Source organism: Acidimicrobiales bacterium (assembly GCA_035547835.1).
Taxonomy (GTDB): Bacteria; Actinomycetota; Acidimicrobiia; order Acidimicrobiales; family Iamiaceae; genus DASZTW01.
On record DASZTW010000005.1, the window covers coordinates 686,787 to 713,162 of the forward strand.

The following is a 26,376-nucleotide window of genomic DNA, read 5'->3' on the forward strand; positions in this document are numbered from 1 at the left end:
GTCGGATGCATCGGCACGGACGCAGAGATGCTCGAGGTGGTCGTCCGCATGGTCGACGCGGGCCACCGGGTAAAGGTGTTCGAGGATCAACCGCGACGCGTGGTGCCTTCCGTGGGGGTTGGGCTGCCCCGGTCCGCCGAAGCCCTGGCGGCCTCCGCTTACGTGCTTCGGCGCGCGGCTCGTGCCGCACAGCCCCTGCCTGGCGGGGGTCTGCTACGCCAACGTGCCCGACGGACGGCTGCGGCCATCGACACTCGGGCCGCGTCCGCCCTGCGGGCCCGGCAGGTCCCCGACAGGTGGGTCCGGCGCCAGCTCACGCCGACGCCCCTCGATCGACGGCCTTCACTCCGAAGCGACCGCTACCTCGCGGCTGTGGGGTCCGACGGCTGCGAACTCGTCGGCTGGCCGATCGCCTGCATCAGCCGCGATGGAGTCCGCACATGCGACGGCATCGAACACCGATTGGATGTGATCGTCGTCGCCAGATGACGAGGTTCGACGTCGGTCAGGCTGCGTCGATCGTGGCCGATACCGGCGCGCCGGCGGGGATCTCGTCGAATCGCATCGCGCCGTCCTCAACGCCGCCGAGTCGCATGGCCCTGTAGTCGCGCACGAAGCTCTGATGCACCTGCCAGGGGAACCGGGATCCCTGCGCGGGCATGAGTCCCGCGGCCCTCGCGATGTAGCCGGAGCGCATCTCGAGGATCGGCTTCGACTCCAGATTGGGATCGTCGTTGCGCGGTGTGCACATCCACCGTGCCGTGGCCCGCATGTGGTTGAGGAGCCGTGCGACGTACGCGGCGGAGAGGTCACACTTCAAGGTCCACGAGGCATTCGTGTAGCCGATGGCGAACGCGAAGTTCGGTAGGCCCTCGAGCATCATTCCCTTGTAGGTCAGGCGACCCGCCACGTCGACCCGCTCCCCGTCGACGCGGAGCTCGATGCCTCCGATGAACAGCAACTCCAAGCCGGTCGCAGTAACGACGATGTCGGCCTCGAGTTCGCGCTGCGACCGGAGCAGGATCCCGGTCTCGGTGAACGAGTCGATCTCGTCGGTGACCACCTCTGCTCGTCCGGATGCGATCGCCTTGAACAGGTCTCCTCCCGGTACAGCGCACATGCGCTCGTCCCATGGGTCATACCGCGGGGTGAAGTGGGGATCGATCGCGTATCCCGCTGGGAGCTGTCGCTTCACCATCTGCTTCAACGCTGCCCGCACTAGCTTCGGATGGCGACGACTGAAGACGTACATGCCCTGTGTCCCGAGCGCATGCGCCCAGCGGGTGGCGTTCGCCGCCATGCGTGCGGGCAGTACCCGCTGGAGAGCTCCGACGACCGGATTGCGAGCCGGGACGGACGCGACATACGTCGGCGACCGCTGCAGCATCGTGACCAGCGCTGCCTCCTCTGCCATGGCAGGCACCAGCGTGACCGCCGTGGCGCCGCTCCCGATGACGACCACCCGCTTGCCGCGGTAGTCGAGTTCCTCCGGCCAATGTTGGGGGTGCACGAACGTTCCGGAGAACCGCTCCTCGCCGGCGAACGACGGCCGATGCCCTTGCTCGTAGCTGTAGTAGCCGGTGCAACTGAAGAAGAAGCGACACCGGAAGTCGACCGGTCCATCCGGACCTTCGGCGGTGAGTCGCCACCGCCCCTCCATCGTGTCCCAGCTCGCCGAGGTCACGCGGTGTCCGAAGCGAATGTGCTTGTCGATGCCCTCGTCAGCTGCGGTCTGCTCGATGTACCGCTTGATCGAGGCGCCGTCGACGATCATGCGGTCACTCGTCCACGGCCGGAACGGGAAGCCGAGCGTGAACATGTCCGAGTCCGAGCGGACCCCGGGATAGCGGAAGAGATCCCACGTCCCCCCTATGGCGTTGCGCCCTTCCAGGATCGCGTAGGACGCCCAGGGCGCCGCCGCCTGAAGGTGATGTCCTGCGCAGATGCCTGACAGCCCCGCGCCGACGACGACGACGTCGAGTTCCTCAATCGGTGTCACTCGCATCTCAGGCATCCGACTCGCTGCGCCGCGCCGCGCCGCGATGGCCCAGCACCAAGGGGGCCGTCGTCAGGTGCTCGAGAGCTAGGGACAACGAGCCAGGGAGTTGGGACGGATGGTGGAACGGCTTGAAGTACAGCCGCACGTCCCACATCGCCCGCGGCAACGAGAACACATGGCCCCGGCGAGCTGCCGCCATGTGGCTGCGCCATCGCCACCGGCCGTGAGCCGCGGGGTCTCGACGCATCAGCTCCGTCGTGATCAAAGGCCACATCACCGGAAGGAGGAGCGCGAGCGGGGCCATCGTCAGTGCCCGCCGGACGTAGCCGCCGCCGATCTCGGCGTAGACGTCGAACGCCACGTGCCGATGCTCGATCTCTTCGGCTGCGTGCCACAGCCAGAGTGCCGAGACATCCTCATCGACCCCGCTCGAGCACCAGGTGTTCCCCTCCAGCACATACCCGGCCAGCGAGGCTGTGAAGTGCTCGGCTGCGGCTGTGACCGCCAGCATCTGCAGCACGGCCTGGCGGCGCAGCGGCTCCGGCAGGCGGCGCACACGCTGATCTAAACCACGCCGGAACGCCTCGAACCAACGCAGCTCACGGTCGAAATCGATGCCGTGCTCCCGAAGCCGCTCAACGCAGCGCTCGTGTTCCCGACCGTGGGTGACCTCCTGCCCGAGGAAACCTCGGATCTCGCCCCGGAGGTCGGGATCCGTGACATAGGCGAGGGCGTTCCGCAGGGAGTCGTTGAAGAACCGCTCGCCCGTGGGGAAGAGCAGGTTCCCCACGTTCATCGTGTGCGTGGATTGCGCGTCCCCGGCGAGCCAGTGGACGGCCGTTCCCGAAAGTCCGAAGGAGGTGCGGCGGGGGGCGAGTGCTGGTCGGTCGGCGTGCACAGTGAGGGCCATCGGCAGAGCATATTGCCCAGGTGAGACCCTGTTGCAACTTTGTGTTCTTGTTGCATTGATGCACAGGAGCGGCCCAGAGGCCGCGCAAGCCACCCCTGTGCCGCGGGCATGATTCGCCAGGTCGTACGGATCGCTGCGGTCCTGCTCATCGCGGGAGTCGACGGTTCGTCGATGCCAAGGACGGGGCCGCACAACGACCGTCACGAGTTCGCCAACTCAGTCGGAGGTCTCCAGGCGCCATGCGTGACCGGCGCGGAGGCGATAGGGCTCGGACATCGGCCGGTCGAGGGTCAGCGCCAGCGCCTCGGGTCCGTACAGGTCGGAGATCGAAACTCCGTCGGGCAGCGCTGCGGCCAATGGTCCATCCAGGAGCGAGCCGACGATTGCGGGGAGAGTGTCAGCGTCCTCAAGGAGCCACGAGTGCCCACCTCGTTCGACTCGCACGAGCGTGCCATTGGCCGCTCGCGCCGCTGAGCGTCCACTCGCGAACCAAGTGACGAGATCGCGGTCACCATGGATCACGACCACCGGAACGGCGTCAGCCGCCAGTCGATGCAGCATCGCCGTCGAGCTCCGAGGTTGCAACGTCGCGGCGAAGGCCGGCACGAGCGCTGGTAGCGAACGAAGACGGTCACCGAGCGATGGCGCGGCGAGTCGAGCGATCGACCCCATCTGTCGACGGCCACGCACTCCGCTCATGAGGGTGTCGGCAACGAGCAGGCCGAGCCCGAACGGCACGAGTGGAGGCGCGTAGCGGATCGCCCGCGTCATCGCATCGAACGATTGCCCGATCGCGGCATCCACCGGAATGACCGCGAGAGCGCGGTCTGGGTCGCGTGACGCGAGGTCCACGACGATTCGACCTCCCATCGAGTGGCCGAGCAACACGGCTCGCCGGACACCGAGCTCATCCAGCACCCGCCGGTGAAGGTCGACGTACGCGTCCCACGACCAGGCACTGGCCCCCAGAGAGGCGCTGCGCCCGTGTCCGGCGCTGTCGATGGCGATCACCCTGAAGCCCATGCCGGCAAGACGGCGCAGCGTCCGGGCATACAACATTCCCTCGGCGATGATGCCGTGAACCATGACAAGCGGAACGCCGTCGCCACAGATCGAGACCCCGACGCGGTGACCGTCGTCCAGGGTGACGGTCCGCCGCCGAAGTCGCGGAGGTTTCGATCCCTGGCTCGTGGTGATCTCCGCCATCTCCGAGCGAAGGCCCGCTGGCCCTTCGTTGTTCATGCCTGGCCCCCGTCTTTTGCGACGTGACAATAAGACACTACTCTGTCATTGTCACACAAAGGGTGGCAACTCCAGCGTCGCGGCGTGGACCTGCACGAAGGTCGGTCCGCGGCTCTCGACTCCGAGCGCGACGCGCTGAGCGATGGCAACGTCGGCGTCATCAGCAAGCAGTGTGGCAAGGAGCCGAGGTCCTTCGTCGAGCTCGACGACGAGCGTCACAAAGGGTGCAAGCGCGTTCCATTCAGGGTCGAGACTGCGATGGCTCACGGCGTACGAGTACACCCGCCCCGTTCCGCTTACCGGCTGGAAGGATGACTCTCCGGAGAAGCATGAGGCGCAGAATCTGCGGGGTGGATGTCGCCAGTGACCGCACTCGTCACATCTCTGCATGTGCAGCCGACCCTCGGCGGCGCAGGCTCGGTGCCAGTCCGCCGTGAGCCACTCCGGCTCAGGAACGAAGGCACCGGTCATCGGTCTGCCCCCAGAATGGCGACGCTGCCGTCACCGAGATCGCCGTAGCCGGTGACCAACGCGAGCTCGGCGCCCTCCACCTGTGCTTCGCCGCCGTCCCCGCGAAGTTGGCGGGTGGCTTCGACGATGTGGTTGAGGCCCCAGCAGTGGCCTTGGGAGAGCAGGCCGCCATGCGTGTTCACCGGGAAGCGTCCACCGAGCTCGATGTTCCCGCCTGCGACGAACTCGCTGGCACCCCCAGGCTCGGCGTATCCGAGAGCTTCTAGTTCGAGCAGGACGACGTAGGTGAAGCAGTCGTAGATCTCCAGTACGTCGATGTCACTCGGGGTGACGCCGGCCATTGCATACGCACGGGGCGCCGCGGCGTGCAGGCCGAGGCGGAGCAGATCGGTCCTGCTCACGATCTCGTCGGCCGGGGTCGGATGCCCTTCGGCGCCCCCGAGGTAGACGACTGGGTGTCGGCGAAGGTCACGGGCGCGCTCAAGTGACGTCACCACGACTGCGGCAGCGCAATCCGTCTCGAGACAGCAGTCGAACTTCCTCAACGGCTCCGCGATGTACGGGGCGGCGTCATACTCTGCCCGCGTGAGCGTGCGGCCACGCATCAGCGCCCGATCGTTGAGTTGAGCGTGGCCGCGACAAGCGAGCGCGACAGCCGCAGCGCCGTCAGGACCCACGCCGTACGTCTCGATGTACCTCCTGATGTAGAGGCTGTAGGGCTGCGCCGCGCCCAGCAGACCGTACGGGGCGTAGTGATTGCGGAGCGTTTCGGTCATGGGTCCCACGTCGACTGAGCGATGCGTGCGGACTGCTCCTTCTCGAGGACGCATCGCGGAGTATCCGTTCCATCCCAGGCAGACGAGGATCGTCTCTGCCACGCCGCAGGTGATCGCCATGGCAGCGGTCTGCAATGCGGCGACCGGGCTCGCGCCCCCCATGTGGACGGTCACGCTGTAGCGCAGCTCCGGCACACCGAGGTTCGCTGCGATCTCCTCGGCCGTGATCACACCAGGTTGCGGAATGATCCCATCGACGGCGTCAGGGCGGAGGCCAGCGTCGGTGATCGCTCCCATGGCGGCGTTGAGGATCATCTCGCACACGTGCCGATCGACGCCTCGTGCATAGTCGGTTTCAGCGACCCCGACGATCGCCGTGGTGCCGCCGAACGATCTCGTTTCCCTCATCGTCGACTCCCTTTGTGTTCGCACCGTCGGGCGACAACGGATGCCGTGAGACCAGAAGGATGCCTGGGCCTCGCATCACTGTGACGCTCGCGGTCCGGTCGAAGGATCCGAGCGCCGCTTCGATCTGGTCTGCTCTGAGCCGCTGAGATCCGCGAGGCGGCCGAGCAGACCGGCGGGCGCGGTGTCGTCGGGGTGGTGTCGGCGCTAGCGGACTTCCGCTGCACCGTGGGGAAAGGGATGCGGCCAACGCGAGGCCGACTCCGGCGACGGTCCATACGGCGACGACTCAGTGCACTCGGCGAAGCGACGGCTCCCATGAACGGCTGGACACGTCGCCGGCCCCTCACGGTGACGGCGGCCTGGCGGAGCCGTCGTTCAGGCTCGACTCGAACAGAAAGGCGATCAGATCGGGGTCGTCAAGGATGGTCCAGTCGGGGGCCATCAACTTCGCGTAGCGCTCGAAGTACAGGAGTTGCTTCGCCACCAGGACGAGCTCGCGCGGCAGGCGGACGTCGTAGCGCGTGCCGACCTTGATGATGTCGACGAGCACCTCGCCGTAGGAGATCTCCGACAGCGGTCGCTCCAGGATGGGCGAGACGAGCTCGGCGATGTCCTTGGCTGATTGCTCGAGGTCGGCGGGGCTGAGGATGGCGCCGAGGTCATAGATCGCGCTCGCGACTCGTTCGAAGTCCTGATCCACGAGGAGCGCCGGAAGACCGTCGCACACGACGGCGCGGGTCGTGTCGTCGAGTGCCCCGCAGATTCCGAAGTCCAGGAAGACCACGCGTCCGTCGGTGTCGAGCATGAGGTTGCCCGCGTGGACGTCGCCGTGGAAGAAGCCGTGGACCAGCGCGGCCTCCATCCAGGCTCGCACGGCGGCCTTCAGCACAGCAGCGAGGTCCCAGCCGGTCTCGCCCAACGCGGCGAGGTCGTCGATCTTGTAGCCCTCGATCCGCTCCATAGTGAGTACCCGAGGAGTGGTGAGTCGCCAGTCCACCGCCGGGATGCGAACATTTTCGTTCGAGCCGAACGACCGCAGGTTCGTGTCGAAGCGCTCCATCGAGCGAGCTTCGGTGACGAAGTTGAGTTCGGAGGAGAGGGTGATCGCGAAGTCTTCGACCACCGCAGTCGGGTTCGCCATGCGGCCCGTGGCCGACAACCGATCGAGGAGGCGGGCGATCCTTGCGAGGATCGCCACGTCTGCGCGGAGGCGATCGGTGAGCCCCGGGCGCTGCACCTTTACGACGACCCTGGTTCCGTCGTGCAGCGTGGCTGCATGGACCTGCGCGATCGAGGCGGAGGCGAGTGGAACAGCATCGAATGTTCGATATAGCTCCTCGACCGTCGCACCTAGTTCGGCTTCGATGACCGAACGCACCAACTCGATGGATACAGGCGCAACTGCGTCCAAGCAGGCCCGGAATTCGGTCGCCAGTGCTTCGGGGAAAAGGCCGGGGCTTGACGCGACGAGCTGCGCGAGCTTGACGTAGGTCGGGCCGAGATCTTCGAACGCTCTCCGAAGTTCCTGGGCGATCACCTGATCGCGGCGGCGCCCACGAGTCCGTCGGGCGGCAGCTGCGGTGTGGCGCGCCAGCACTAGGCCCGTGCGGACCGCGCGGCGGCTCGTCTCGGTTCGGCGGCCGGCGCCCAGAGGGTTGACTGTTTCCGGGACCGATGTCATGGAGTCAAGGTACGGTGTGGTCCGACGTCATGTCGAACACGGTGTCGGACGGGCCGCCGAACCCCGGCCATCCTCTGCCAGGGCTCTGCCCGAGTCTGGGTCGCTCGCCCGCGCGTCAGCTCGATGGACTGCCGGGTGAGCCGAACGCGAGGGCCAGGCGGCTGGGCCCCCAGATGCCAACCGTCGGCGGCTTCCACTGGATGGCCTCGACCAAGCTGAGGTCAGGCATCCGGCGGGCGAGGATCGGAAGCGCTTCCTGAAGCTCGGCGCGGGCGAGCGATGCACCAAGGCAGTAGTGCAGCCCGGACCCGAAGGTCAGCTGCGGAGCGCCGCCTGACGGTCGCTGGATGTCGAAGGTCGAAGGATCCGTCCAGACTTCGGCGTCGTGGTTCGCGGCGACCAGGCTGAGCATGACAAGGGTTCCGGCCGGGAATGTCACACCACGGTGCTCGGCATCTTCGGCGACGATCCGAGCCGTGCCCCGGACCGTGCCGAGATGGCGCATCGCCTCCTCGACGGCTCTCGCCGCGAGCTCGGGGTCGGCCCCGAGGGCTGCCCACTGGGAGGGATGCTCCGCGAACAGCGCAACCGCGCAAGCCAGCTGGTTCCGAGTCGTGTCCGTTCCGGCCATGAGCACCGCTTCGGCCATCATCACCAGCTCGTCGGTACTAAGTCGATCGCCCTCTTCCTCCACCTGGATCAGTCGTGTGAGGAGATCGTCCGCAGGTCTTCCCCGGCGTTCGTCGATCATGTGCCGGACATACGCGTCGAGATGCTCCATCGCGCCTTCGATCGCGTCGAGGTCGTTCGCGAGGTCGTTGTTGAACATGCGGAAGATGTCCGTTGCCCACGCCGAGAACAACCGCCAGTCGTCCTTCGGCGCGCCGAGGAGCTCGCAAATGATCGGGATGGGGTACGGCTCGCATACGTCATGCACCAGTTCGCAGCGGCTAGTGTCGGCGAATCCGTCGACGAGGTCGTTGATGACTCGGCGCATGAAGGGGCGAAGCCGCTCGGTGGCCTTGGGTGTGAAAGCGGGCGATGCAAGGCGTCGAAGCCGGTTGTGCTCATCGCCTTCCTTCGAGAGGATCGAGCGTTCCTGCCGGTTGCGTAAGCGACCTTCCGGAACCCCACCGAGCTGTGGCAACAAGGACAACGCTGAGTGGAAGCGCTGGTCGCGCAGGATCGCAGTGACGTCCTCATGCCGACTCACGGCGTAGCCGAGCGGGGTGCGAGCCAGCCAGTGGCGCTTGGAGGCGGCCTCGAACGCGTGGACGAGGCTCGTCCGGTCGAGGCCGAAGATGTCGATTTCGGGGAGATCCAGTTCGTGGACGAGCGTCATGACGGCCTCCTGACGACCGGGGTCAACGTGGGGCGGTGATGGTGACGGTTCCTTGAGCGGCGCCGACGACAACGGCGCCGTTGTGGATGTCGATGCGCACGACAGCAGTGCGCTTCGTCAAGGCGATGATCTCGCTCCGAGCGATGAGGGTGCCGCCCTTGCTGGCTGCGGTGAAGTTCAGGTTCAACTGGGTGGTAGCGGCCCACGCGCCCTTGGGGATCACGGGGTAGAGGACGGCGCCGAGCACATGGTCGGTCAGCGCGGCGAGGACGCCGCCATGCAGGCTTCCGAAGGGGTTCAGCAGTTCGGGTCGGACCTCAAGCTCGGCGGTCATCGTGCCGGGGCCCACATCAGTGGTGCGGATCCCGAGGTAGTCGGGGAGGCCGCCGCCAGCGTTCCCCGGACCGGTCAGCATCGAAGCGAGGTCGGGGTCGAACTGTTCGAATTCCATCAGGTCTCCTGTCGGGCCGCCCGCGCGAGCATCTGCTCGAGTAATCCGCGTGGGGCGATTGCGCCGGACGAGTACGCACGTGCTCGATCGTGTCGCCCGGGTTCGGGTCGCCGGGAATCGCTCACTCGCAGCCACCTGCGCGAACGGCCCGAGCGACCTCCCCCCACGCTCCTAGCGACGCTGGTTCCCGCGCCCAGGCCATGCCGGCGAAGTACGACACGACCCGTGTGGCGACGCCGCGATATCGGGCGATGAGGCCGTCAGCGACGGCGGCCCACTCGCCGCTGACGCAGAAGTAGTCGAGTAGGTCGTCGTCCACCACTGCAGCCATGCCTGCGATGTCGCCGGCCTTCTGGCGCTCGCGGATCCGCTCTGTCGTTCCCGGTCGGCCGAGCTGATCGAAGACGAACGCGTAATTGGGCGTGGATCCGTAGAACGCCACCTGCACGCGAGCGAGTTCCCGCCAAACCTCGACCTCGTCGGAGTTGGACCCTGGAGCGGCGAACGTCGGAATGATGAGCTGGACATCGGTCGGGTCGCGTCCCGCGCTCTCGGCGCCGGCCGCTCGGTTCGGCAACACGGTCTCTTCGAGGTAGACGGGGTTGTTCAGAGGATGGACGTGGATGCCGTCGGCGATCGCGCTGGCCATTCGGAGCATCCAGGGATTCACGGCCGCTACGTCGATCGGCGGATCGGCGACCTCGATGGCACCGGGCGACCACATGGCGGGCAGGAGAGAAAGATCCCAGTGCTCGCCGTGATGATCGAGCGGCGCGCCCCGGAACGCTGCGAACGACGCGCGCACCGCGCTGACGTACTCGCGGAGACGGGGACCGGGTGGGTCGAACTCGGAGCCATAGCGCCGCTGGATGTGCGCGCGAACCTGCGTCCCGAGACCGAGCCGGAACCGACCTCCAGATGCCTCCGCCAACTCCCAGGCGACCTGCGCGGTGACCATCGGGCTACGAGGGAACGCCACCGCAACGCCGGTCAAGACGTCGACATCCGCCGCAGTCGCCGCTATGGCACAGGCCAGGTAGGCGGTACGGCCGGCCTCGGCAACCACCAGGCCGGAGAAGCCACAGTCAGCGGCCGCACGTGCCAGCGGTGCCACGTCGCGCAGCGGCACGCCTCCGACCATCAGGTCGAATTCGAGGGTCACCGGACCTGATACCTCGCTGGGCTGTCCGTCGATCGGTCTACACGACCGTCGTCCTCGAGTAGGTCGAGGTGGCCGACCACTTCGGAGACGGCAAGCATCACCGAGAAGTCGCGCACATGTGGGAACAGCTCGCCGGCGAGCTCGTACGGCGTCCGATCTCCTGACGCCTCGAGCACGTCGAGGATCTCCTGGCAGCGGTTTTCGTGGTGGTGGTGCATCGCTCCGGTCAGGGTTGGCACGTCCGTGAACCACGGGCCATGCCCGGGCAACACCAGCAGCGGATCGAGCCGAACGAAGCGATCGAACGATGCGATGTACTCCACCAGGCTTCGGCGCCGCCCTTCGGGACCGTCATCCGGCTCCAGGACGGGGTTTGGCGTGATGCACGCGAGGAGGTGGTCGCCTGAGAGCAGCACCCGGTCGTCGCGATCGAACAGAGAGAGGTGTCCGACCGAGTGCCCAGGGGTGACGTGGGCATCCCACGATCGTCCGCCCGCCGCGACGTGATCGCCATCGTCGAGAAGAACGACCCTGTCCCGATCGATGGCGTAGCTCAACTCGCGCACGCCCTCGTAGAAAGCACGGAAGACGTCACGCAGCTCTTCCGGGATCCCGAGTCGGGCAACAAGGTCGGTCATCGGCGTGCGATCGACGGCTCCGCTGAGCTTCGGCCACTCCGGACGTCCGCAAACGACAATCGCGTCGGCTTCGTCGGCCAGCCAACCGGCCAAGCCGAAGTGGTCCGGATGGCCGTGCGTGACCACGACTTGTGCGACGTCGTTGATCGAGCGGCCGGTGAGCTCGATCGCAGCACGAAGGATCGCCGTGTTGTCTCCCCATGCCATGCCGGGATCGACGATCGTGAAGGGGTCCTCGTCGAGGATGTAGCAGTTGACCGGACCAACCGGGAACGGCGTCGGGATGGCGACGTGGCGGATCCAGCTCGGCAGCGTCTGCACAACAGGAGCGAGTGGGGCGGAGCTCACAGACGGCCTCCTGCGACACCCTGCCAGAAGAACGGGAACACCGAGGCGGCCAACGCCGCCGGCTCCAGCGAGCCGCGACGAAGCAATGCATCCAGTCCGAGGATCGTGACTGCGCCGTAGAGCGCAGTTGCGACCACGTCGGCGTCGAGGGCTTCGATCTCGCCGCTGGCGACTGCCTCTCGCAGCAGGTTGCGAACTGGGGCTCGGAATCCGGCTTCAATGCCATCCGCCAGGATCCGGAAGCGCTCGAGTTTGCCGAGGTTCATCAGAAGCAGTCGACCGAGCGCCGGGTTGGCAGCCAGGTGGGCGAATTGCGCCTCCACGACAGCGCGGAGCCGAAGGCGAACCCCGCCGTTCTGTTCGACGGCGGCGGCGACGGCGTGACGGAGGTCTTCAAGCATGGCGCGCAGCAGGAACGCAACCAGATCGTCCTTGCTAGCGAAGTGGTAGTAGAGCGTGGCCCGAGGGATCCCAGTGATCCGCGCGATCTCACGCATGCCGAGGTTGTCCAGAGTGGTCGGCGCGAGATCCTCAGCCGCCGCGTGCAGCCGGGCGGCGAGTTGATCTGGAACGACTCGATTCATGGATGCGGTGTGATTGGACATCGTGTCTAAACACTGTGCCACAGATCCTCACGAGACACGTAACGCCTCACGTTGTGAGGTCCGACAGATGGGTCGCGTCGTTCAGTCCCAGTCCACGGGGCGCTGACCGTCCGGTGGCCAGGGTTCCACTCCGTCCTCGAGCGGAACGTCCAACGACAGCAGGACAGAGGCGAAGAGCCGCCAATTTGCGATGATGACGACGAGCTCCACGAGCTGGGCGTCGTCGAGGACCTCGGCACAGGCGCTCCAGGTCGAATCACCGATCGAACCTGTGTGCAGCACGTCGTCAGTGGCGGACAGGACCGCGCGGTCCGCTGCATCGAAACGGTCGGAGGAGTGCCAGTCGCGAACTGCGACGACGTCGTGCGGATCGACGCCGAGCAATCCGGCAACCCGCCAGTGTTGGGTCCACTCATAGACCGAGCCGGTCGCCCATCCGAGTCGCATGATGATGAGCTCACGGCGTCGACCGTCGAAGGCGCTCCCGAACAGGAGGTGCCGCAACATCCCGTGGAGCGCCGCCGCTACGTTCGGGCTCCGGAGCGCGATCCTGAACACCGAGAGCTCGGCGAATTCCTTTGGAATCCCCACCTCTGCCGCGACGCGTCGCGCCTCGTCCAGCTCGAGTGGCGCGACTCGTGCGTTCACAGCGTCTCCGTGTGGGGCACCAGCACTGCATGGACCGGCGGCACGTCGCGTTCGCCAGCCATCGTCATGAGCAGGTCGCTGACTCCGTCCAGGCCGACGACCGCTCGTGGCAGGTCGGCGAAGGGGAAGGTCCCCGCGACGAGCAGGTCGATGGCCGCGCCGTAGGCGGCCGCATCGACGCCGAGCGCGCCGTGCACGGCCAGTTCCTTGTACACGATTGCATCGGGCTCGAAGCCCGGCGCTCCCGAACCTGACCCACGGGTCCCGGCGACGACTACACGCGCGCTGGCCGCGGCGATTGTGATCGCCTGGCCGAAGGCTTGAGGCGCGTTCGACGTGACGTCGACGACCACATCCGCGCCGCCGCCGGTGCGGCGCCGGAGCTCTGCGGCCGGATCGTGCGTGAGTACGTCGATCGCGAGGTCTGCGCCGAATGAGGGAGCGAGGGCGAGTCGCTCTCGGTCTCGTGGTCCCGCACCGGTGACGAGGACGAAGTCGGCGCCGGCGTGCTTGGCTGCCGCTGCGGCCGCCAAGCCGCGCATGCCGCAGCCGAGCACCGCGACGACGTCACCCGGGCCTGTGCCTGGCACGGTCACGCCCCAGCGCACACCTGCTCCGACCGGGTTGAAGGCGACGGCGAGCACTGGATCGAGCTCGTCGGGGATCGGTAGCAACATCGAATCGGGCGCGAGGTACTGGTGCGTGGCGAAGCCACCCCACAGGCTTGGGGCCCGGGTTGCGCTGACCATGCCGTACATGTCCTTTAGGCCGTGCAGTTCGCAGTGCCGGTAGTCCTCGGAGCGGCAACGAGCGCATCGCCTACAGGACTGGAAGCATTCGACCGCGACCCGGTCTCCGACGTCGACCGCCCAGCGCTCCGCTGCCGCCGGCCCGATCGACTCGATCGTCCCGACGGTTTCGTGGCCTGGTACGAACGGGAACCCTGGCGTGAGCGCGCCCGTGTAGAGCTCATGGTCCGTGCCGCAGAGCCCGCACGCCTCGACTCGGAGCACCGCATCGTCCTCGCCTACGTCGGGCACGCCGAACCGGCGCCGTACTAGCGATCTCGGCGCCTCGAGTACCAGCGCGTCAGCAGGCATCGCGCTGGTCTCGTCCCTTGCGCCGGACCGAAACGTCCTCAGGCCGTCGTGGCCTGAACGAACGTCTGGAAGGCGACCAGTTCGTCCGACGGGTACGAGCCGACTGGGTGGACAGCACCTTCACGAGGTTGCCCTCGACCTTGATCTCGCCGCCCATGGGCGCCGGCTTCGCGGTCGGCGGTTTACCTTCAATGAACGGGTGCCTGGCGACGTCGCTGAGACAGCGAGCTCCGGCGGATCGCCGTGGGCGCGGCCGCGCCCGATGTGCCCACCGGTGAGGCGCACGTCACCGGTCATCGTCCGGCTCGCCCGTGACGGTGCTGTTCACGAGCGGGTCCTTCATGGCAGCGGCGGCCAGTGCGCTTCGCCTGGCGTGGACAGCATCGATCCAGGCGTCGGAAGGGGCTCGGTCGGACACGGGACGGGACCTCGATTGCTGGTCGGCGGCGCCACCGCAGCGCCGGCGGGGTCAGTTGACGAAGGTGGCGCGGGCTTGCGACAGCACGATGGCGCCGGTCTGGATTTCGGCTTGGACGATCGCTTCGCCCGCACCCAGGTCCCAGATCTTCGTGGTGATGGTGTCGCCGCAGTGGACCCGGTCGGCGAAACGAGCGTCAAACCCGCGGAACCGGTGGGGGTCGCCGTCGCAGACGGTGCCCAAGACTGCGCGACCAACGAAGCCGTAGGTACAGAGGCCGTGGAGGAACGGGCCATCGAAACCCGCTGCGGTAGCGAACGCGGGGTCGATGTGCATCGGGTTGCGGTCGCCGGAGAGTCGATAGATGGCGGCTTGCTCCGGGCGTGTGTCCATCGTGACGACGTGATCCGGCTCACGCTCAGGCGGCTCGTTGCGACCCGCCGTCGATGGACCTCGCTCACCCCCGAAGCCGCCGGCGCCGCGCACGAACAGTGTGGCTTTGACCGTGAACAGCGGACCGTCGTCGTCGGCGACGATGCCCTCGCAGCCGATCACGGCCGCTTTCTCCTTGTCCCATACCTCACTGATTCTCCCGGTCACGGCCGCGTGGGCGCGAGGCGGGATCTCTCGATGGAGCGTGATTGATTGCTCACCGTGCAGCACCATCATCAGGTCGATGTCGACCCCGCCGCCGAGGATCGCCGCCATAGCCAGCATGCCCGGCACGACGGCATACGTCGGCAGGACCTTCGGCCCGTGACCCTCGTAGAGGAAGTCGAGATCGGTTTCCGGCCGCGCGCCCACGCCGCAGGCGTAGAGCAGGACGTCACGATCGTCCCATGACACTGGATGCGGATCGGTCTCGAAGCCGACGAGATCGCTCGAGATGGGACGGCCCATCGCCGTATCCTGCATTGCCATTTCCACGAGGTCAAGACAGAGATCATGCTCTGTTGCATGTGTCGAACGTGATACGACGACGATCCGATTCGGCACTCGCGGCGACAGCGCGCGGTCGACGGCAGACGCCTTCGACCCGCTGAGCTTCGGTCAACCGGAGATCTGCGTGCCGACCTTGAGAGCGCGGAAGGGAACTTCCTTGTCGACTCGCTGCTCGCTCGGCAGCCCGAGCACCCGCTCGCCGATGATGTTGCGCTGCACCTGATCGCTGCCCCCGGCGATGGAGACCGCCGGACTGAAGAGCGCGAGATGCTGCGCCATGCCGTCGAGCGGCGCGTCGGGCCGGGCCAGCGTGCCGTAGGGCCCTTCGAGACGGAGTGCCAGGTCGCGCAGCGTTCGGACGATGTTGGACGCCAAGAGCTTGCCGGTCGACACCTCCGGCCCAGGGCCATGGCCGAGCGCGGCTGCTGCCTGCGCACGAAGGCCGGTGAAGCGAGCGATCTCCAGGAGCGTGTAGGCCCGCGTGAGCTCCTGCCGGATCACAGGGTCATCGGCACTGCCAAAGGTGGCCGCGAGGAGCTTGAGCACGTCGCCCCCACCCCCGAAGACGGCCGCCATGCCCGCCATCGCCCCACCGCTGCCGCTGCCCACCAGCTCGCCGACGCGGCGGTCGAGATCGTGGGCGCCGATGATCGCACCACCCCCGAAGGAGGCGCCCGCACCCAAGGAGCTTCGCTCGTGCGCCAGTGTGGTCACCGCTACGCCCCACCCGCCGTTGACCTCGCCGAGCACGTTCTCGTGCGGCACGCGGGCATCAGAGAAGAACACCTCGTTGAACATGGCCTCGCCGGTCATCTCCTTGAGGGGTCGGACCTCGATGCCGGGCTGCTCCATGTCGATGACGAAGTACGTGATGCCCCGGTGTTTGGGCACTTCGGGGTTCGTCCGAGCGATCAGGATGCCCCACTTCGAGTACTGGGCACCGGAGGTCCACACCTTCTGGCCATTGACCACCCACTCGTCGCCATCTCGCACCGCACGGGTTTGCAGGCTGGCGAGGTCCGATCCCGAGCTGGGCTCGGAGAACAGCTGACACCAGACCTCGCGCCCGGCCACCATGTCGGGGAGGAACCGCTTGCGCTGCTCATCGGTGCCGTGGGCGACGATGGTGGGTCCAGCCATCATGACGCCGATGCCGCTCGGCGGGCCGTACGCTCCGGCGCCGCGGCGCTCCTCGGCCACCACGGCGGCCTGCTGGGAGCTCAGCCCGCGCCCGTACCAGTCCGGCGACCAGGTAGGGAAGCCCCAGCCAGATTCGGCGAGGCGTCGCCACCACTCCCCGAGCGTGAGCGTCGGGTCCCAATGCTCGTCGAACCACGCCCTCGCCTCGTCGCGGATGGTGTCGTCGTCATAAACACGCACCGTTTCGGCTCCTTGATCTGTCGTCATGTCAGTTGGCCACGGGTGTCGGCCCAGGTCTTGCCCGTTTCGATGTCGACATCGTGGGGGAGACCGAGCACGCGCTCACCGATGATGTTGCGCTGCACCTCGGAGGTCCCGCCCCCGATGGTGAGGGCCGGCGCAAAGAGGAAGCCGTGTGACCACATGTCGCCGTTGGACCCCGGTATCGCGGCTGCGGCGGCGCCAGCGGTGGCGTCCACGCCCCCGGATGCCGCCAACATGCCATGGGCGCCGGCCAGGTCCTTGGCCAGTCCCATGAGGCGCTGTCCGTGGTCGTCGGCAAGGGCCTTGCGAATCGAGGCCTCGGGTCCGGGTGGGCGACCTTTGAGTGCAGCGCTGACTGTGCGCAGCCGGATCAGCCGCAGCATCTCACCCTCGACGTAGAGCCGCGCCAGCCGCTGACGGGCCAACTGGTCTCCTGTCGCTCCCAGCGCCCTCGCGTGGGCCAGGAGATCATGCACGGTCGGGCCGCTGCCCCAGAGCGCGCCTTCGCCCGACAGGGACACCCGTTCGTTGCCGAGGGTGACCTTGGCGAGTTCCCAGCCCCGGTTCTCCTGACCGATGAGGTTCTCGGCCGGAAGACGCACGTCCGTGAAGAAGACCTCGTTGAACAGGTGTACCCCGGTCATCTCTATGAGGGGTCGGACTTCGATGCCGGGCAGGTCCATTGGGCAGACGAAGTAGGAGATGCCTTGATGCTTGGGGGCGTCGGGGTCTGTTCGGGCGATCAGGATGCCGTACTTCGACGAGTGCGCCATCGAGTTCCAGACCTTCTGGCCATTGACGACGTACTCCTCGCCGTCGCGGACCGCGCGGGTGCCGAGGTTCGCGAGATCCGAGCCGGCACCGGGTTCGCTGAACAGCTGGCACCAGAGGTCCTGCCCTGACAAGAGCCCCGGCAGGTACCGGTCGTGCTGTTCGGGCGTGCCGGCATGGAGAATCGTCGGCCCGGCCCAGCCGATGCCGATCGGGTTGAGCGGCCGGCGTACACCGGCTCGTTTCAGCTCGTCGTCGATCAGGAGCTGGTGCATCGGATCGGCGTCGAGGCCCCATGGAGTCGGCCAGTGGGGCACGACGTAGCCGGCCTCGGCGAGATCCGCGCCACTGGGGTTCGGGTGCGCAGCGAGCCACTGGCGCACGGCCACCCGACGGGGGTCGTCGTCGGAGGGGAGATCGAAGTCCACCGGGAGTCCCTCAGTTGCTCGATTGGAGGATGTGGACGACGCAGACTGCCCCTGCGCCCATCATGTGGGCGAGGCCGGTGCGTGCGCCATCGACCTGCAGCGGACCGGCCTCGCCGCGCAGCTGCCGGGTGACGTCCCAGATCTGCGCGAGTCCGGTCGGCCCGCCCGGATGGCCTCGGCCGGTCAGGCCGCCATCGGTGGAGAACGGAATGCGTCCTCCTAGGCGGGTGGCGCCCTCGGCGACCAGCTTGTCGCCGTCGCCCGGGCCGCAGACCCCGAGCAACTCGTAGTACATGAGCTCCTCGATCGGGAAAGCATCGTGGACGTGCGCCAGGTCGAGGTCGGCGGGTCCGATTCCCGCTTCTTCGTACGCAGCCTTGGCCGTCGACTCCGTGAGCTCGCCGGGTCCGACCACCGCCCCCATGAAGATGTGCCCCTCGGTGTATCGCTCCGACTCCTGCTGGCTGGCGAGCACCTTGACCAACGGCCTTCCGCCCGCGAGACGCTCGGCGACTTCGCGCGTTGCCAGGATCGCCGCCGCCCCCCCGGAGCCGGCAGCGCAAGCCATCTTCGAGGTGTGGGGGTAGGCCACCATCCGTGCGGCGAGGACCTCTTCGACGGTTACCTCGTGGTCGGCCCGGCGCTGCGCGAAAGGGTTGTGTCGAGCGTGGTTCCAGTTCTTCGCCGCGATCGCTGCGAAGGTCTCTACCGTCGTGCCGACGTCATGCATGCGACGGGTGGCCCACATGGCGAAGAACGCGGCGGGCAGGATCACCTGGTCGATCGCGGGCTTACGTCTACCAACCGACGGCGCGGCCTTGTTCAGATCGTCGAACCCGAGTGCCATGGCCACATCGACGCTGCCGCCCGCCACTACCTGCACCGCCTCGCGGAACGCGCACGATCCGGTGGCGGAGGCGTTCTCGACGTGCGTCACGGGGATGCCCGTGAGACCGAGGTCCTTGGCGAGGGTGATGCCGGTCAGGAGCCCGGAGGTGAGGTAGCCGTTGTAGAGGTAGCCGACCTCGTGGAACCCGATTCCTGCGTCTGCCAGCGCCGCGACGCCAGCTTCGAAGCCGAGGTCGGCCGCCTTCGCGTCCGGCTGACCGAACGGCGCCATGCCAACGCCGATCACGTAGACGTCGCGGGCCATCACCGGCTGCTCGCGCCCTCGATCGGTGCGAACCGGAACGAGCAGAGCTCGTCGCCGTCGCTGTCTGTCAGCACGGGGTACACCTCGAGCCGCATACGCATCCCGATCTCCCAGTCGCCCATGGCGCCGTCGAGGATGCACTGCACGCGCACTCCCTCCGGAAGATCGACCTGACCCACGCCGTGGCCGTCGGCCGTGGAGCCGAAGCGACTCTTGCCCATCCACGCCGACTGCACATACGTCCATGCGTAGAGCTCGCCGGTGGGCGAGAGCAGAACGTCCTCGACCGGGCCGGCCGTAAGCGGGCAACGGCGGCGTCGGGGGAAGAAGTAGGTGTCGGCCTCCGGGCTGTAGGACCCGATCAGCCGAGGTGGCTCGTCGCCATCGGGCATCGTGAAGTAGCCATCTTCGAGTGGCTTCTGCATACCTGGTTCCAGTGAGGGTCGGTGAAAGCTCAAGCGGGGATGTCGACGCCGTCTTGCTCGTCGAGAGCATCGAGGAAGGAGAGGACCGCGGCCACGAACGCGTCGTTGCGGTCCCCGACCACCATGTGCCCAGCGCCACGCACGTCGACCAGTCGTGCGGCCGGGACAAGGTCGAGGAACCTGCGGGCTCCCTCTTCGCTCAGCAGGTCGCTCTGGCGACCACGGACGAGCAGGCAGGGCTGCTCGAGGGACCGCGCTGCGGCCTCTAGCCGACCGGGGGGTCGAGAGCTGCGGGGAGTGAGGTCACCATCGAGGAACTTCGGATCCCAATGCCAGCGCCAGCGCCCGTCGTCGTCCAGGCGGAGGTTCTTCTCCAAACCGCTGAGGTCGCTCGGCCGTACCCCGCCGCGGTAGATCGCGATGGCGTCTCCGGCGTCCTCGAGGCTGGCGAAACCGTCGCGGGCGCCGCCCATGAAGGACACGATTCGGGACACGGCATCGTCCTCGATGTCGACGGCGATGTCGACGAGCACGAGCGCGCGATGCTCGACAGCGGGTGCCTCACCGGCGGCGATCAGCGATGCCAGCCCGCCCAGAGACGCCCCGACGAGCACAGGTGGCGTGTCGAGTTGGTCGACGATGGCCCGCACGTCGGCAGCGAACGCGTCGATCCGGTAGTCGCCCGCTGGGTCCCAGTCGCTGTCACCGTGGCCGCGCAGGTCGACGGTGATCGCCCGCCACCCGTCGGCGGCAAGGCGCTGAGCGGCGCCGGCCCAGGAGTGGCGGGTCTGCCCGCCCCCATGGAGGAGCAGCACGGGTGTGGCTGTGGGCGGACCGAAACTGTCGGCTGCAAGGTGCCCAGCCGCGCCGATGAAGGTCGTGTGCAACAAAGCTTCCTGGGTCAGGGGGTACGGGCACGGGCGGTGCGGCGGACAATTGCAGCTATGGCGTCGAACGCCTGCGCTTTCACGGCGACCTCGCCGAGGGCGGAGAGGATCCGTGCGCCGGCGAGGTCGACCGTCTCCTGGTGGAGGAGGTACCGATTGGCCTCGCGCACGATGCCCGCGACGTCTCGGGCATCGAAGTCGAAGTGACCGCCAAGCTTCAAGACGTCGATGACGTCGGCAAACCCGCGGTCGCGCAGCCGCCTCTCGATGGCCAGGGTCTCGGCTACGCCCTCTGCGTCGTAGAACCCCGCGGCGTCCGCCATCAGGTTCGCAGGGCGGCGAGCTCTCGACGCTGCCGGAGCGCTGCGCCGAGCACAGCCCGCTCAGGAGCGACGATCCGAGAGCGCCCGCCGAGCGTCGCCGGGCCAGCGGCCCCACCGCTCTTCGCGAGGAGGACGTCGAGGTGGGTTTGCCACTTGCCAGCACGCGTTCGCAGCTTCGTCGTACGGGCAAGGTCCTGAATCATCATTTCGCCGGTGATGATCTGCTCGATGTCGTCGTCGATCATGAACTTGAGATTCCGCACAGTCGGGGCGTCGACGATGTCGGACGTGACTCGCTGGTGGAATGAGTAGGTCGCGAGGAGGTGCGGGACGAGGACCCGAAACGTCCCGACCAGCTTCTCGATGGTGGCGTCGGCGTCGTCCGGGCTCGTCAACTCGCTCATGAACTGCGCGAACGCCTCGTTCGCCGGCTCGGCGCGGTTCTCGTCGTTCTCTCGCAGCTCTGGGAGACGGATGCGCCACAGATCGGCGTGCCACGCATGCTGGTAGCAGGCGGGCCCGAGCATCGACTTGACGTCTAGCTCCGGGATGGTGGCCACCCACCCGCCGAGGGCGGCGGACAGTTGCTGTTCCGCCCACTTGTAGTTGACGATACGTTCGACGGACTCCTCGACGGTCCACTCCCCGATGAGCCGACGACGGTCCCAGTAGGGGAAGGGCTGTGCGTGCCGCTTGGGGCCGTAACCCTCGACGACCGGCCCGTGGTGCGCCCCGTTGCCGTTGGTGGTGGTCATCGCGAGGCCACTACCTTCGGCGCCGAGCCGGCGACGTCGGCGATGTCCTCGTCGGAGAACCCCGCGGCCTTGCGGAACTCGATCGCGAGCGGAAGGAAGCCCGACGTGCCATTCGCGTCATAGGCCCCGCGCGTGCCGCCGAGGCTAAAGGCCCGGTCCACCTTGCGCTGGAACTCGACGACCTTCTTGCGCCGAGCCGGATCGTCCGCGGTGAGGGCCTTTGACCAGACCTGACCGAAGCGGACGTGGGTCACCTCGTCGGCGGACACGTAGTCGACCGACCGCCAGATCGCCTCGTCATCGGCCTGCTTGCCGAAGCGGATGGTGTCGTTGAAGACGTCGAGAGCGAGACCTTCGAGGCAGCGGTTGACACCGACCACGCGCTCGGCGGGGTCATCCGAACACCCGAACTCGAAGAGGAAAAGGTTCTCCGAGAACTCGCCGATCTCGCAGTTCACATGCTCGAGGAGGGCCGCGTAGGCCTCGACGTGTCGGGTCTCGTCCCAGCACTGCCGGGCCATGTCCAGCTGGAACTTCCAAGGGAGCTCGTCGTCATCCGTGAAGTCCCAGGCGCTGCGGCCGGCGGCCTCCAGAGCTTGCATCTCCCCCATGAAAATGCCGTGCATCTGGCTCTTGATGAAGACCGGCGCCTCGTCCTCGTCGGGTCGGACCCGGCGAAGGAGACTGCTTGCCGCCCCGCCTTGGTCGGCGACCATCTCCCGGACCTCCTCGTTGCCGAGCAGGGCCAGCATGGTCTCCTCGACCTGCTCGACGGTGACCTCTTCGGCCATCAGGAAGTCGAGCGGCACCTCCGTACGGGTAAACCGCTCGTCACGCGCCAGCTCGGCGGGCTTCATGAACCTCTTCATTGGTCTCCTCGCTTTCCCCCGGCGGCGACGAGCGCCCGCCAGTCTTCGAGCATGTAGGGCTTGTTCGACTCCCGGACCCTCGCCGCGCGGGGGTCGTCCATCGGCACGATCGTGCCGACTGGACAGGGTCCGAGGCAGCGGTTGCAGCTGGGGCAATCAATGCCTTGAACCACGTACTCCAGCTCGTCGCTCATGAAGATTGCGTCGTACGGACAGACCCGCTCGCAGATCCCGCACTCGATGCAGCCGTCAATGATGACGTAGGGCGCGCCGTGGCGCTTCGTGAACGACCGTCCCATCGACGGTATACTACATGAAACGAGATTTGTCGCAAGACGTGAGTAGAGTGCCCACCCTGCACCGGCCGTGCCGTGAACCAGACGGCGTGAGTCCGCCTGTTGGGACCTCGAATCGTCGTCGAGACGACACAGAACGCTTGACGTCGCGCACCTTCTGTCGCTACCCGCATCTGCGGTACGATCTTTCGGGATGAGCCAGCTTCGATGGGGCACCGAGGTGCCCAATGACATGACCGCGGCCAGAGAGCGGCTGATCGACGCGGCGGAGGCCTGTTTCCGGCGCTTTGGGGTCATGAAGACGACCATCGAGGACGTCGCCCGCATTGCCCAGGTGTCGCGGGCGACGGTCTATCGGTACTTCGCCAGTCGCGACGAGCTCATCCTCGGGGTGCTGCTGCGTGAGGGCAACCGCTTCCTCGAGCGACTAAGCGCACGCATCGCCGACGTGCCGGAGCTGAGCGACGCCATCGTTGAGGGCGTCCTCTTCACGATCCGTGCGATCCAGAGCGACGAGAACCTCGCCCTGTTGTTCGCGCCCGAGGCTGCCGGCATCACGACATCCATTGCGGGTGCCTCCGAGGCACTGTTCGACATGACTGCTCACTTCCTGCGGCCGTACTTCGAGACCGCGCAGCAGAGCGGCACCTTGCGCGCGGGCGTCGATCTCGACGAGGCGGCCGAGTGGGTCCTCCGGGCGATCCTGAGCATGGTCACCTTCGACGGTCCTCGCCAACGTCGAGACGACGACCTGCGGCGCTACTTGTGGACCTTCCTGGCGCCAGCGCTCGTCGCTGGCCCGGCGACGGCCCCGTCGCCGCGGCCCCGGCGACGGGAGCCGCTCCGCTCTCGCTGATCTAGGCACCCCGGCGCGAGACGCGCGTCCTGCCACCCAGGAGTCGAAGTCCGACGGCTGCGAGATGACCGAGCGGGCTGTGTGCGCGATGCCTTCGACGTCGCGATCCCGGGTTCGGTCATGGTCGCGTCGACCGACGCGACGAAGGTCGACTGCGTGCTGGTCGGGGCACTCACACGTCTAGCCACCGAGCGCGGCCCGACGGACACGGTCGCGCGTCGGGATGGTGGTCCTCTCGCCGGCGCCTGAGGGACACGCCATTCAAGGACCTGCTCCAGGACGGTCGAGCTGATCAGATGCGCATGAGGCCCTCGACCCGCTCCACCGCGTCGATGAACTCCTCGACCATGTCGAGCACCACTCGCCGAGCGGGTCGGACCGACTGCATGCTGCCGACGACCTGACCGACGAAGTAGGTCACCAGCTCGTGCGCACCCGATCCCTCGTGATGCGCGACGCGGTGGATGCGGGCGAGGGCTTCGCCGACGAGCATCGGCTGCAATGGCATCATGAGCGCACCCGGCCCGTCGCGGCGCTCCCATTCATCGGTCCACGGCGTGCGTAGCATTCGCGCCGGCTTGCCGGTGATCGATCGGGAGCGCACCGTGTCCCCGCTGCTGGCAGCAAGGTACTTCTCACGAACCACCGGGGGCGTTTCCGCCTCCTCCGTGGTCAGCCACACGGATCCGCACCACACGCCCTCTGCCCCGAGGGTAAGGCCGGCTGCGAGTTGTCGACCGTTGCCGATGCCACCGGCCGCTAGCACTGGCGTGGGCGCAATGGCATCCACGACCTCGGGCACGAGAACCATGGTCGCTACCTGGCCCGTGTGCCCCCCGGCCTCGGTGCCCTGCGCGATCACGATGTCCGCGCCGGCCTGCGCGTGTGCGACGGCGTGCTCGACCGCTCCGGCCAGGGCCGCTACGGGAACGTTCGAGTGACGGGCTCGCTCGACGAGGTGTGCCGGCGGAGGGCCCAGCGCCGAGGCGATGAGCCCGATCCGGTGGTTGAACGCTACGTCGAGGAGAGGCGCCATGCTCTTGGGGTCGATTCGCATGCCGGCGAACTGACGAGAGGACGTCTCGTCGCCGCCGCTCGGCAGCGGCGGCACGTCGTATCGCCGCAAGAGGTCGTCCAGCCATGTGCGGTGCTCATCTGGAACCAGTGCCCGCAACGCCGTCGCATCGATGCCGCCCTCCTCCTCGCCCGCGTAGTGCGTAGGGATCAGGAGATCGACCCCGAACGGCTTGCCGCTCGTCTCCTCCTCGATCCACGAGAGGTCGACCTCAAGCTGCTCGGGAGTGTGCGCAACGGCGCCCAACACGCCCATGCCGCCCGCGTTCGTGACGGCCGCGACCACGTCTCGACAATGGCTGAAGGCAAGAATTGGGAACTCGATGTCGAGCAACTCGGTAACAGCGGTGCGCATCATCGCACCGTACCAGCACGATACGAACGACGCTCGATGTCGTGTGTATGGTCTGCCGCTGACGGATGGGATGACGAGGGGGAGTCATGTACCCAGGCAGCACTGCGGCGGCGACGCCCGACAAACCTGCGATCGTCATGAGCGGATCGGGCGCGACGGTCACACACCGCCAGCTCGATGAGCGATCCAACCAGCTCGCGCAGCTATGGCGGGCCAATGGATTGACTGTCGGCGATCACGTGGCGATCTTCATGGAGAACCACCCTCGCTACCTCGAGGTGATCTGGGCGGGGCTCCGATCGGGTTTCTACGTCACGACGGTCAACTCGTACCTGACGGCGTCAGAGGTCGGATACATCCTGGCCGATTCCGGAGCGGCATCGGTCGTCAGTTCGCCTGCGAAGGCTGGGGTGCTCCGTGAGGCGCTCGGGTATGCGCCTGACGTTCGGCTGCCACTCGTCGTGGACGGCGGCGCCGCGGACCTCGGCGATTACGAAGCGGCACTGTCCGCGCAGCCGAGTGGTCCCCTCGCGGAGCAACCCGCCGGCGAGCTGATGCTCTACAGCTCTGGCACAACAGGTCGGCCGAAGGGCATCAAGCGGCCGTTGAGCGGTCGATCCATTGAGGACGGGCAGATGATCAGCATGCTCCTCAGTGAGGTCTTCGGCTTTGACGCGGACAGCGTCTACCTCTCGCCGGCGCCCATGTACCACGCATCGCCGCTCGGGTTCAGCATCGGCGTCGCGGCCCTTGGCGGCACCGTCGTCATGATGGAGAAGTTCCATCCGGTCGACGCCCTGGCGGCCATCCAGAGCCACGAGGTCAGCTGCGCGCAGTTCGTGCCAACCATGTTCACGCGGATGCTGAAGCTGCCGGAGGAAGAGCGGACGCGCTTCGATGTCTCCTCGCTCCGCATGGCCGTCCACGCCGCGGCACCGTGCCCCATCCTCACGAAGCAGGCCATGATGAATTGGTGGGGACCGGTGCTTTGGGAGTACTACGCCGGCACCGAGCTCAACGGCTTCTGCCTCGTGAAGCCCGAGGAGTGGCTCGCCCACCCAGGGACCGTCGGCAAGCCGTTGATCGGCGAGGTCCACATAGTCGGCGAGGACGGGGAGGAGCTTCCCCCCGGTCAGGCGGGAACGGTGTACTTCGGCGGCGGGCTTGCCTACGAGTACCACAACGACCCGCGGAAGACCGCCGATGCACGAGATCCGGGTGGCCATGGCTGGACGACCCTCGGGGACGTGGGCCATCTCGACGACGACGGCTGGCTGTTCCTTACTGATCGCAAGGCGTTCATGATCATCAGCGGCGGCGTGAACATCTATCCCCAGGAGACGGAGAACGTCCTCGTGATGCACCCAAAGGTCGTCGATGTGGCGGTGATCGGCGTACCGAACGACGAGATGGGTGAAGAGGTGAAGGCGTTCGTGGAACTCGCCGACCACACCGCCGCGGGACCCGAGCTCGAGCGCGAATTGTTGGCGTACTGTCGCGACCACCTCGCGCACTACAAGTGCCCGCGGACCATCGACTTCGAGGAAGAGCTGCCGCGGCTGCCGACCGGGAAGCTGTACAAACGGGTCCTCCGAGACCGCTACTGGTCCGGCCACGGGAGCAGCATCGTCTGACGGCT

The 26,376-nt window shown here is 67.2% G+C and carries 27 protein-coding genes; 2 read left to right on the forward strand and 25 right to left on the reverse strand.

All coding sequences use genetic code 11. From position 1 onward, the window contains the following. Positions 1–505: 505 nt before the first annotated feature. The 24 genes from VHA73_05465 to VHA73_05580 all read right to left on the reverse strand — a co-directional run bounded on the left by VHA73_05465 (position 506) and on the right by VHA73_05580 (position 22,455). Complete coding sequence (locus tag VHA73_05465; GenBank protein HVX17463.1) at positions 506–2,014, reverse strand: NAD(P)/FAD-dependent oxidoreductase; 1,509 nt, start codon at positions 2,012–2,014, stop codon at positions 506–508. Continuing rightward, entirely contained in the window at positions 2,007–2,909 is a 903-nt protein-coding gene (locus VHA73_05470; GenBank protein ID HVX17464.1) for a metal-dependent hydrolase, read from the reverse strand. Before VHA73_05470 ends, VHA73_05465 begins: the two co-directional genes overlap by 8 nt. 216 nt (positions 2,910–3,125) lie before the next feature. Beyond that, a complete protein-coding gene (locus VHA73_05475) occupies positions 3,126–3,995 on the reverse strand; it encodes an alpha/beta fold hydrolase (protein ID HVX17465.1) in 870 nt (289 codons plus the stop codon). A gap of 207 nt (positions 3,996–4,202) precedes the next feature. Continuing rightward, positions 4,203–4,622 (reverse strand): OB-fold domain-containing protein, encoded by a 420-nt coding sequence (locus VHA73_05480; GenBank protein ID HVX17466.1) that lies wholly within the window; start codon positions 4,620–4,622, stop codon positions 4,203–4,205. Beyond that, positions 4,619–5,806, reverse strand: coding sequence for a hypothetical protein (locus VHA73_05485; GenBank protein HVX17467.1), 1,188 nt, complete (start codon positions 5,804–5,806; stop codon positions 4,619–4,621). The genes VHA73_05480 and VHA73_05485 overlap by 4 nt, the downstream gene beginning before the upstream one ends. A gap of 343 nt (positions 5,807–6,149) precedes the next feature. After that, positions 6,150–7,487: an AarF/UbiB family protein gene (locus VHA73_05490; GenBank protein ID HVX17468.1), complete on the reverse strand. Its 1,338-nt coding sequence runs from the start codon at positions 7,485–7,487 to the stop codon at positions 6,150–6,152. Positions 7,488–7,602: 115 nt separating this feature from the next. Next, positions 7,603–8,829: a cytochrome P450 gene (locus tag VHA73_05495; protein HVX17469.1), complete on the reverse strand. Its 1,227-nt coding sequence runs from the start codon at positions 8,827–8,829 to the stop codon at positions 7,603–7,605. 22 nt (positions 8,830–8,851) lie between these two features. Continuing rightward, the gene (locus VHA73_05500; GenBank protein ID HVX17470.1) at positions 8,852–9,280 is read right to left on the reverse strand and encodes a PaaI family thioesterase; all 429 of its coding nucleotides are present in this window, start codon (positions 9,278–9,280) and stop codon (positions 8,852–8,854) included. Between the two features lie 121 nt (positions 9,281–9,401). After that, a complete protein-coding gene (locus tag VHA73_05505; protein HVX17471.1) occupies positions 9,402–10,442 on the reverse strand; it encodes a TIGR03617 family F420-dependent LLM class oxidoreductase in 1,041 nt (346 codons plus the stop codon). Beyond that, entirely contained in the window at positions 10,439–11,428 is a 990-nt protein-coding gene (locus tag VHA73_05510) for an MBL fold metallo-hydrolase (protein ID HVX17472.1), read from the reverse strand. The genes VHA73_05505 and VHA73_05510 overlap by 4 nt, the downstream gene beginning before the upstream one ends. Further along, positions 11,425–12,033 carry a TetR/AcrR family transcriptional regulator gene (locus tag VHA73_05515; protein ID HVX17473.1) on the reverse strand — a complete coding sequence of 203 codons (609 nt, stop codon included), beginning with the start codon at positions 12,031–12,033 and terminating at the stop codon, positions 11,425–11,427. The genes VHA73_05510 and VHA73_05515 overlap by 4 nt, the downstream gene beginning before the upstream one ends. An 81-nt stretch (positions 12,034–12,114) precedes the next feature. Beyond that, on the reverse strand, positions 12,115–12,681 hold the full coding sequence (locus VHA73_05520) for a carboxymuconolactone decarboxylase family protein (GenBank protein ID HVX17474.1): 567 nt from the start codon (positions 12,679–12,681) through the stop codon (positions 12,115–12,117). Continuing rightward, a complete protein-coding gene (locus tag VHA73_05525; protein HVX17475.1) occupies positions 12,678–13,781 on the reverse strand; it encodes a medium chain dehydrogenase/reductase family protein in 1,104 nt (367 codons plus the stop codon). Before VHA73_05525 ends, VHA73_05520 begins: the two co-directional genes overlap by 4 nt. A 286-nt stretch (positions 13,782–14,067) precedes the next feature. Beyond that, complete coding sequence (locus VHA73_05530) at positions 14,068–14,199, reverse strand: hypothetical protein (GenBank protein ID HVX17476.1); 132 nt, start codon at positions 14,197–14,199, stop codon at positions 14,068–14,070. A 51-nt stretch (positions 14,200–14,250) separates the two neighbouring features. Beyond that, on the reverse strand, positions 14,251–15,195 hold the full coding sequence (locus tag VHA73_05535; protein HVX17477.1) for a MaoC/PaaZ C-terminal domain-containing protein: 945 nt from the start codon (positions 15,193–15,195) through the stop codon (positions 14,251–14,253). Positions 15,196–15,249: 54 nt separating this feature from the next. Continuing rightward, positions 15,250–16,521 (reverse strand): acyl-CoA dehydrogenase family protein, encoded by a 1,272-nt coding sequence (locus VHA73_05540; GenBank protein HVX17478.1) that lies wholly within the window; start codon positions 16,519–16,521, stop codon positions 15,250–15,252. A 23-nt stretch (positions 16,522–16,544) separates the two neighbouring features. Then, positions 16,545–17,744, reverse strand: coding sequence for an acyl-CoA dehydrogenase family protein (locus tag VHA73_05545; GenBank protein ID HVX17479.1), 1,200 nt, complete (start codon positions 17,742–17,744; stop codon positions 16,545–16,547). A 10-nt stretch (positions 17,745–17,754) separates the two neighbouring features. Then, the gene (locus tag VHA73_05550) at positions 17,755–18,897 is read right to left on the reverse strand and encodes a thiolase family protein (GenBank protein HVX17480.1); all 1,143 of its coding nucleotides are present in this window, start codon (positions 18,895–18,897) and stop codon (positions 17,755–17,757) included. Next, positions 18,897–19,322, reverse strand: a complete 426-nt coding sequence (locus VHA73_05555) for an OB-fold domain-containing protein (GenBank protein ID HVX17481.1) — start codon at positions 19,320–19,322, stop codon at positions 18,897–18,899. Before VHA73_05555 ends, VHA73_05550 begins: the two co-directional genes overlap by 1 nt. Before the next feature lie 29 nt (positions 19,323–19,351). Continuing rightward, on the reverse strand, positions 19,352–20,209 hold the full coding sequence (locus VHA73_05560) for an alpha/beta hydrolase (protein HVX17482.1): 858 nt from the start codon (positions 20,207–20,209) through the stop codon (positions 19,352–19,354). A gap of 14 nt (positions 20,210–20,223) precedes the next feature. Next, on the reverse strand, positions 20,224–20,532 hold the full coding sequence (locus VHA73_05565) for a hypothetical protein (GenBank protein HVX17483.1): 309 nt from the start codon (positions 20,530–20,532) through the stop codon (positions 20,224–20,226). Continuing rightward, a complete protein-coding gene (locus VHA73_05570) occupies positions 20,532–21,287 on the reverse strand; it encodes a hypothetical protein (protein ID HVX17484.1) in 756 nt (251 codons plus the stop codon). Before VHA73_05570 ends, VHA73_05565 begins: the two co-directional genes overlap by 1 nt. Next, positions 21,284–22,144, reverse strand: coding sequence for a DUF455 family protein (locus VHA73_05575; protein HVX17485.1), 861 nt, complete (start codon positions 22,142–22,144; stop codon positions 21,284–21,286). Before VHA73_05575 ends, VHA73_05570 begins: the two co-directional genes overlap by 4 nt. Before the next feature lie 8 nt (positions 22,145–22,152). Then, on the reverse strand, positions 22,153–22,455 hold the full coding sequence (locus VHA73_05580; protein HVX17486.1) for a 4Fe-4S dicluster domain-containing protein: 303 nt from the start codon (positions 22,453–22,455) through the stop codon (positions 22,153–22,155). Between the two features lie 190 nt (positions 22,456–22,645). On the opposite strand from VHA73_05580, the gene VHA73_05585 reads away from it, so the two are divergent. Then, a complete protein-coding gene (locus VHA73_05585) occupies positions 22,646–23,308 on the forward strand; it encodes a TetR/AcrR family transcriptional regulator (GenBank protein ID HVX17487.1) in 663 nt (220 codons plus the stop codon). Positions 23,309–23,600: 292 nt separating this feature from the next. On the opposite strand, the gene VHA73_05590 is transcribed toward VHA73_05585, so the two are convergent. Next, the gene (locus tag VHA73_05590) at positions 23,601–24,737 is read right to left on the reverse strand and encodes a nitronate monooxygenase family protein (protein ID HVX17488.1); all 1,137 of its coding nucleotides are present in this window, start codon (positions 24,735–24,737) and stop codon (positions 23,601–23,603) included. Between the two features lie 86 nt (positions 24,738–24,823). Here VHA73_05590 and VHA73_05595 point away from each other — a divergent pair, with 86 nt between their 5' ends. Further along, positions 24,824–26,371, forward strand: coding sequence for an AMP-binding protein (locus tag VHA73_05595; GenBank protein ID HVX17489.1), 1,548 nt, complete (start codon positions 24,824–24,826; stop codon positions 26,369–26,371). Positions 26,372–26,376 lie beyond the last annotated feature (5 nt).

Excerpts from the sequence above, each read along its gene's own strand:
- VHA73_05515 (HVX17473.1), bottom strand. The coding sequence starts at position 12,033 with ATGTCCAATCACACCGCATCCATGAATCGAGTCGTTCCAGATCAACTC.
- VHA73_05570 (HVX17484.1), bottom strand. The coding sequence starts at position 21,287 with ATGACCACCACCAACGGCAACGGGGCGCACCACGGGCCGGTCGTCGAG.
- VHA73_05485 (HVX17467.1), bottom strand. The coding sequence starts at position 5,806 with ATGAGGGAAACGAGATCGTTCGGCGGCACCACGGCGATCGTCGGGGTC.
- VHA73_05475 (HVX17465.1), bottom strand. The coding sequence starts at position 3,995 with ATGGTTCACGGCATCATCGCCGAGGGAATGTTGTATGCCCGGACGCTG.
- VHA73_05575 (HVX17485.1), bottom strand. The coding sequence starts at position 22,144 with ATGAAGCCCGCCGAGCTGGCGCGTGACGAGCGGTTTACCCGTACGGAG.
- VHA73_05590 (HVX17488.1), bottom strand. The coding sequence starts at position 24,737 with ATGCGCACCGCTGTTACCGAGTTGCTCGACATCGAGTTCCCAATTCTT.
- VHA73_05480 (HVX17466.1), bottom strand. The coding sequence starts at position 4,622 with ATGACCGGTGCCTTCGTTCCTGAGCCGGAGTGGCTCACGGCGGACTGG.
- VHA73_05555 (HVX17481.1), bottom strand. The coding sequence starts at position 19,322 with ATGCAGAAGCCACTCGAAGATGGCTACTTCACGATGCCCGATGGCGAC.
- VHA73_05490 (HVX17468.1), bottom strand. The coding sequence starts at position 7,487 with ATGACATCGGTCCCGGAAACAGTCAACCCTCTGGGCGCCGGCCGCCGA.
- VHA73_05500 (HVX17470.1), bottom strand. The coding sequence starts at position 9,280 with ATGGAATTCGAACAGTTCGACCCCGACCTCGCTTCGATGCTGACCGGT.
- VHA73_05550 (HVX17480.1), bottom strand. The coding sequence starts at position 18,897 with ATGGCCCGCGACGTCTACGTGATCGGCGTTGGCATGGCGCCGTTCGGT.
- VHA73_05525 (HVX17475.1), bottom strand. The coding sequence starts at position 13,781 with ATGCCTGCTGACGCGCTGGTACTCGAGGCGCCGAGATCGCTAGTACGG.
- VHA73_05565 (HVX17483.1), bottom strand. The coding sequence starts at position 20,532 with ATGGCGGACGCCGCGGGGTTCTACGACGCAGAGGGCGTAGCCGAGACC.
- VHA73_05585 (HVX17487.1), top strand. The coding sequence starts at position 22,646 with ATGAGCCAGCTTCGATGGGGCACCGAGGTGCCCAATGACATGACCGCG.
- VHA73_05470 (HVX17464.1), bottom strand. The coding sequence starts at position 2,909 with ATGGCCCTCACTGTGCACGCCGACCGACCAGCACTCGCCCCCCGCCGC.
- VHA73_05495 (HVX17469.1), bottom strand. The coding sequence starts at position 8,829 with ATGACGCTCGTCCACGAACTGGATCTCCCCGAAATCGACATCTTCGGC.
- VHA73_05580 (HVX17486.1), bottom strand. The coding sequence starts at position 22,455 with ATGGGACGGTCGTTCACGAAGCGCCACGGCGCGCCCTACGTCATCATT.
- VHA73_05465 (HVX17463.1), bottom strand. The coding sequence starts at position 2,014 with ATGCCTGAGATGCGAGTGACACCGATTGAGGAACTCGACGTCGTCGTC.
- VHA73_05595 (HVX17489.1), top strand. The coding sequence starts at position 24,824 with ATGTACCCAGGCAGCACTGCGGCGGCGACGCCCGACAAACCTGCGATC.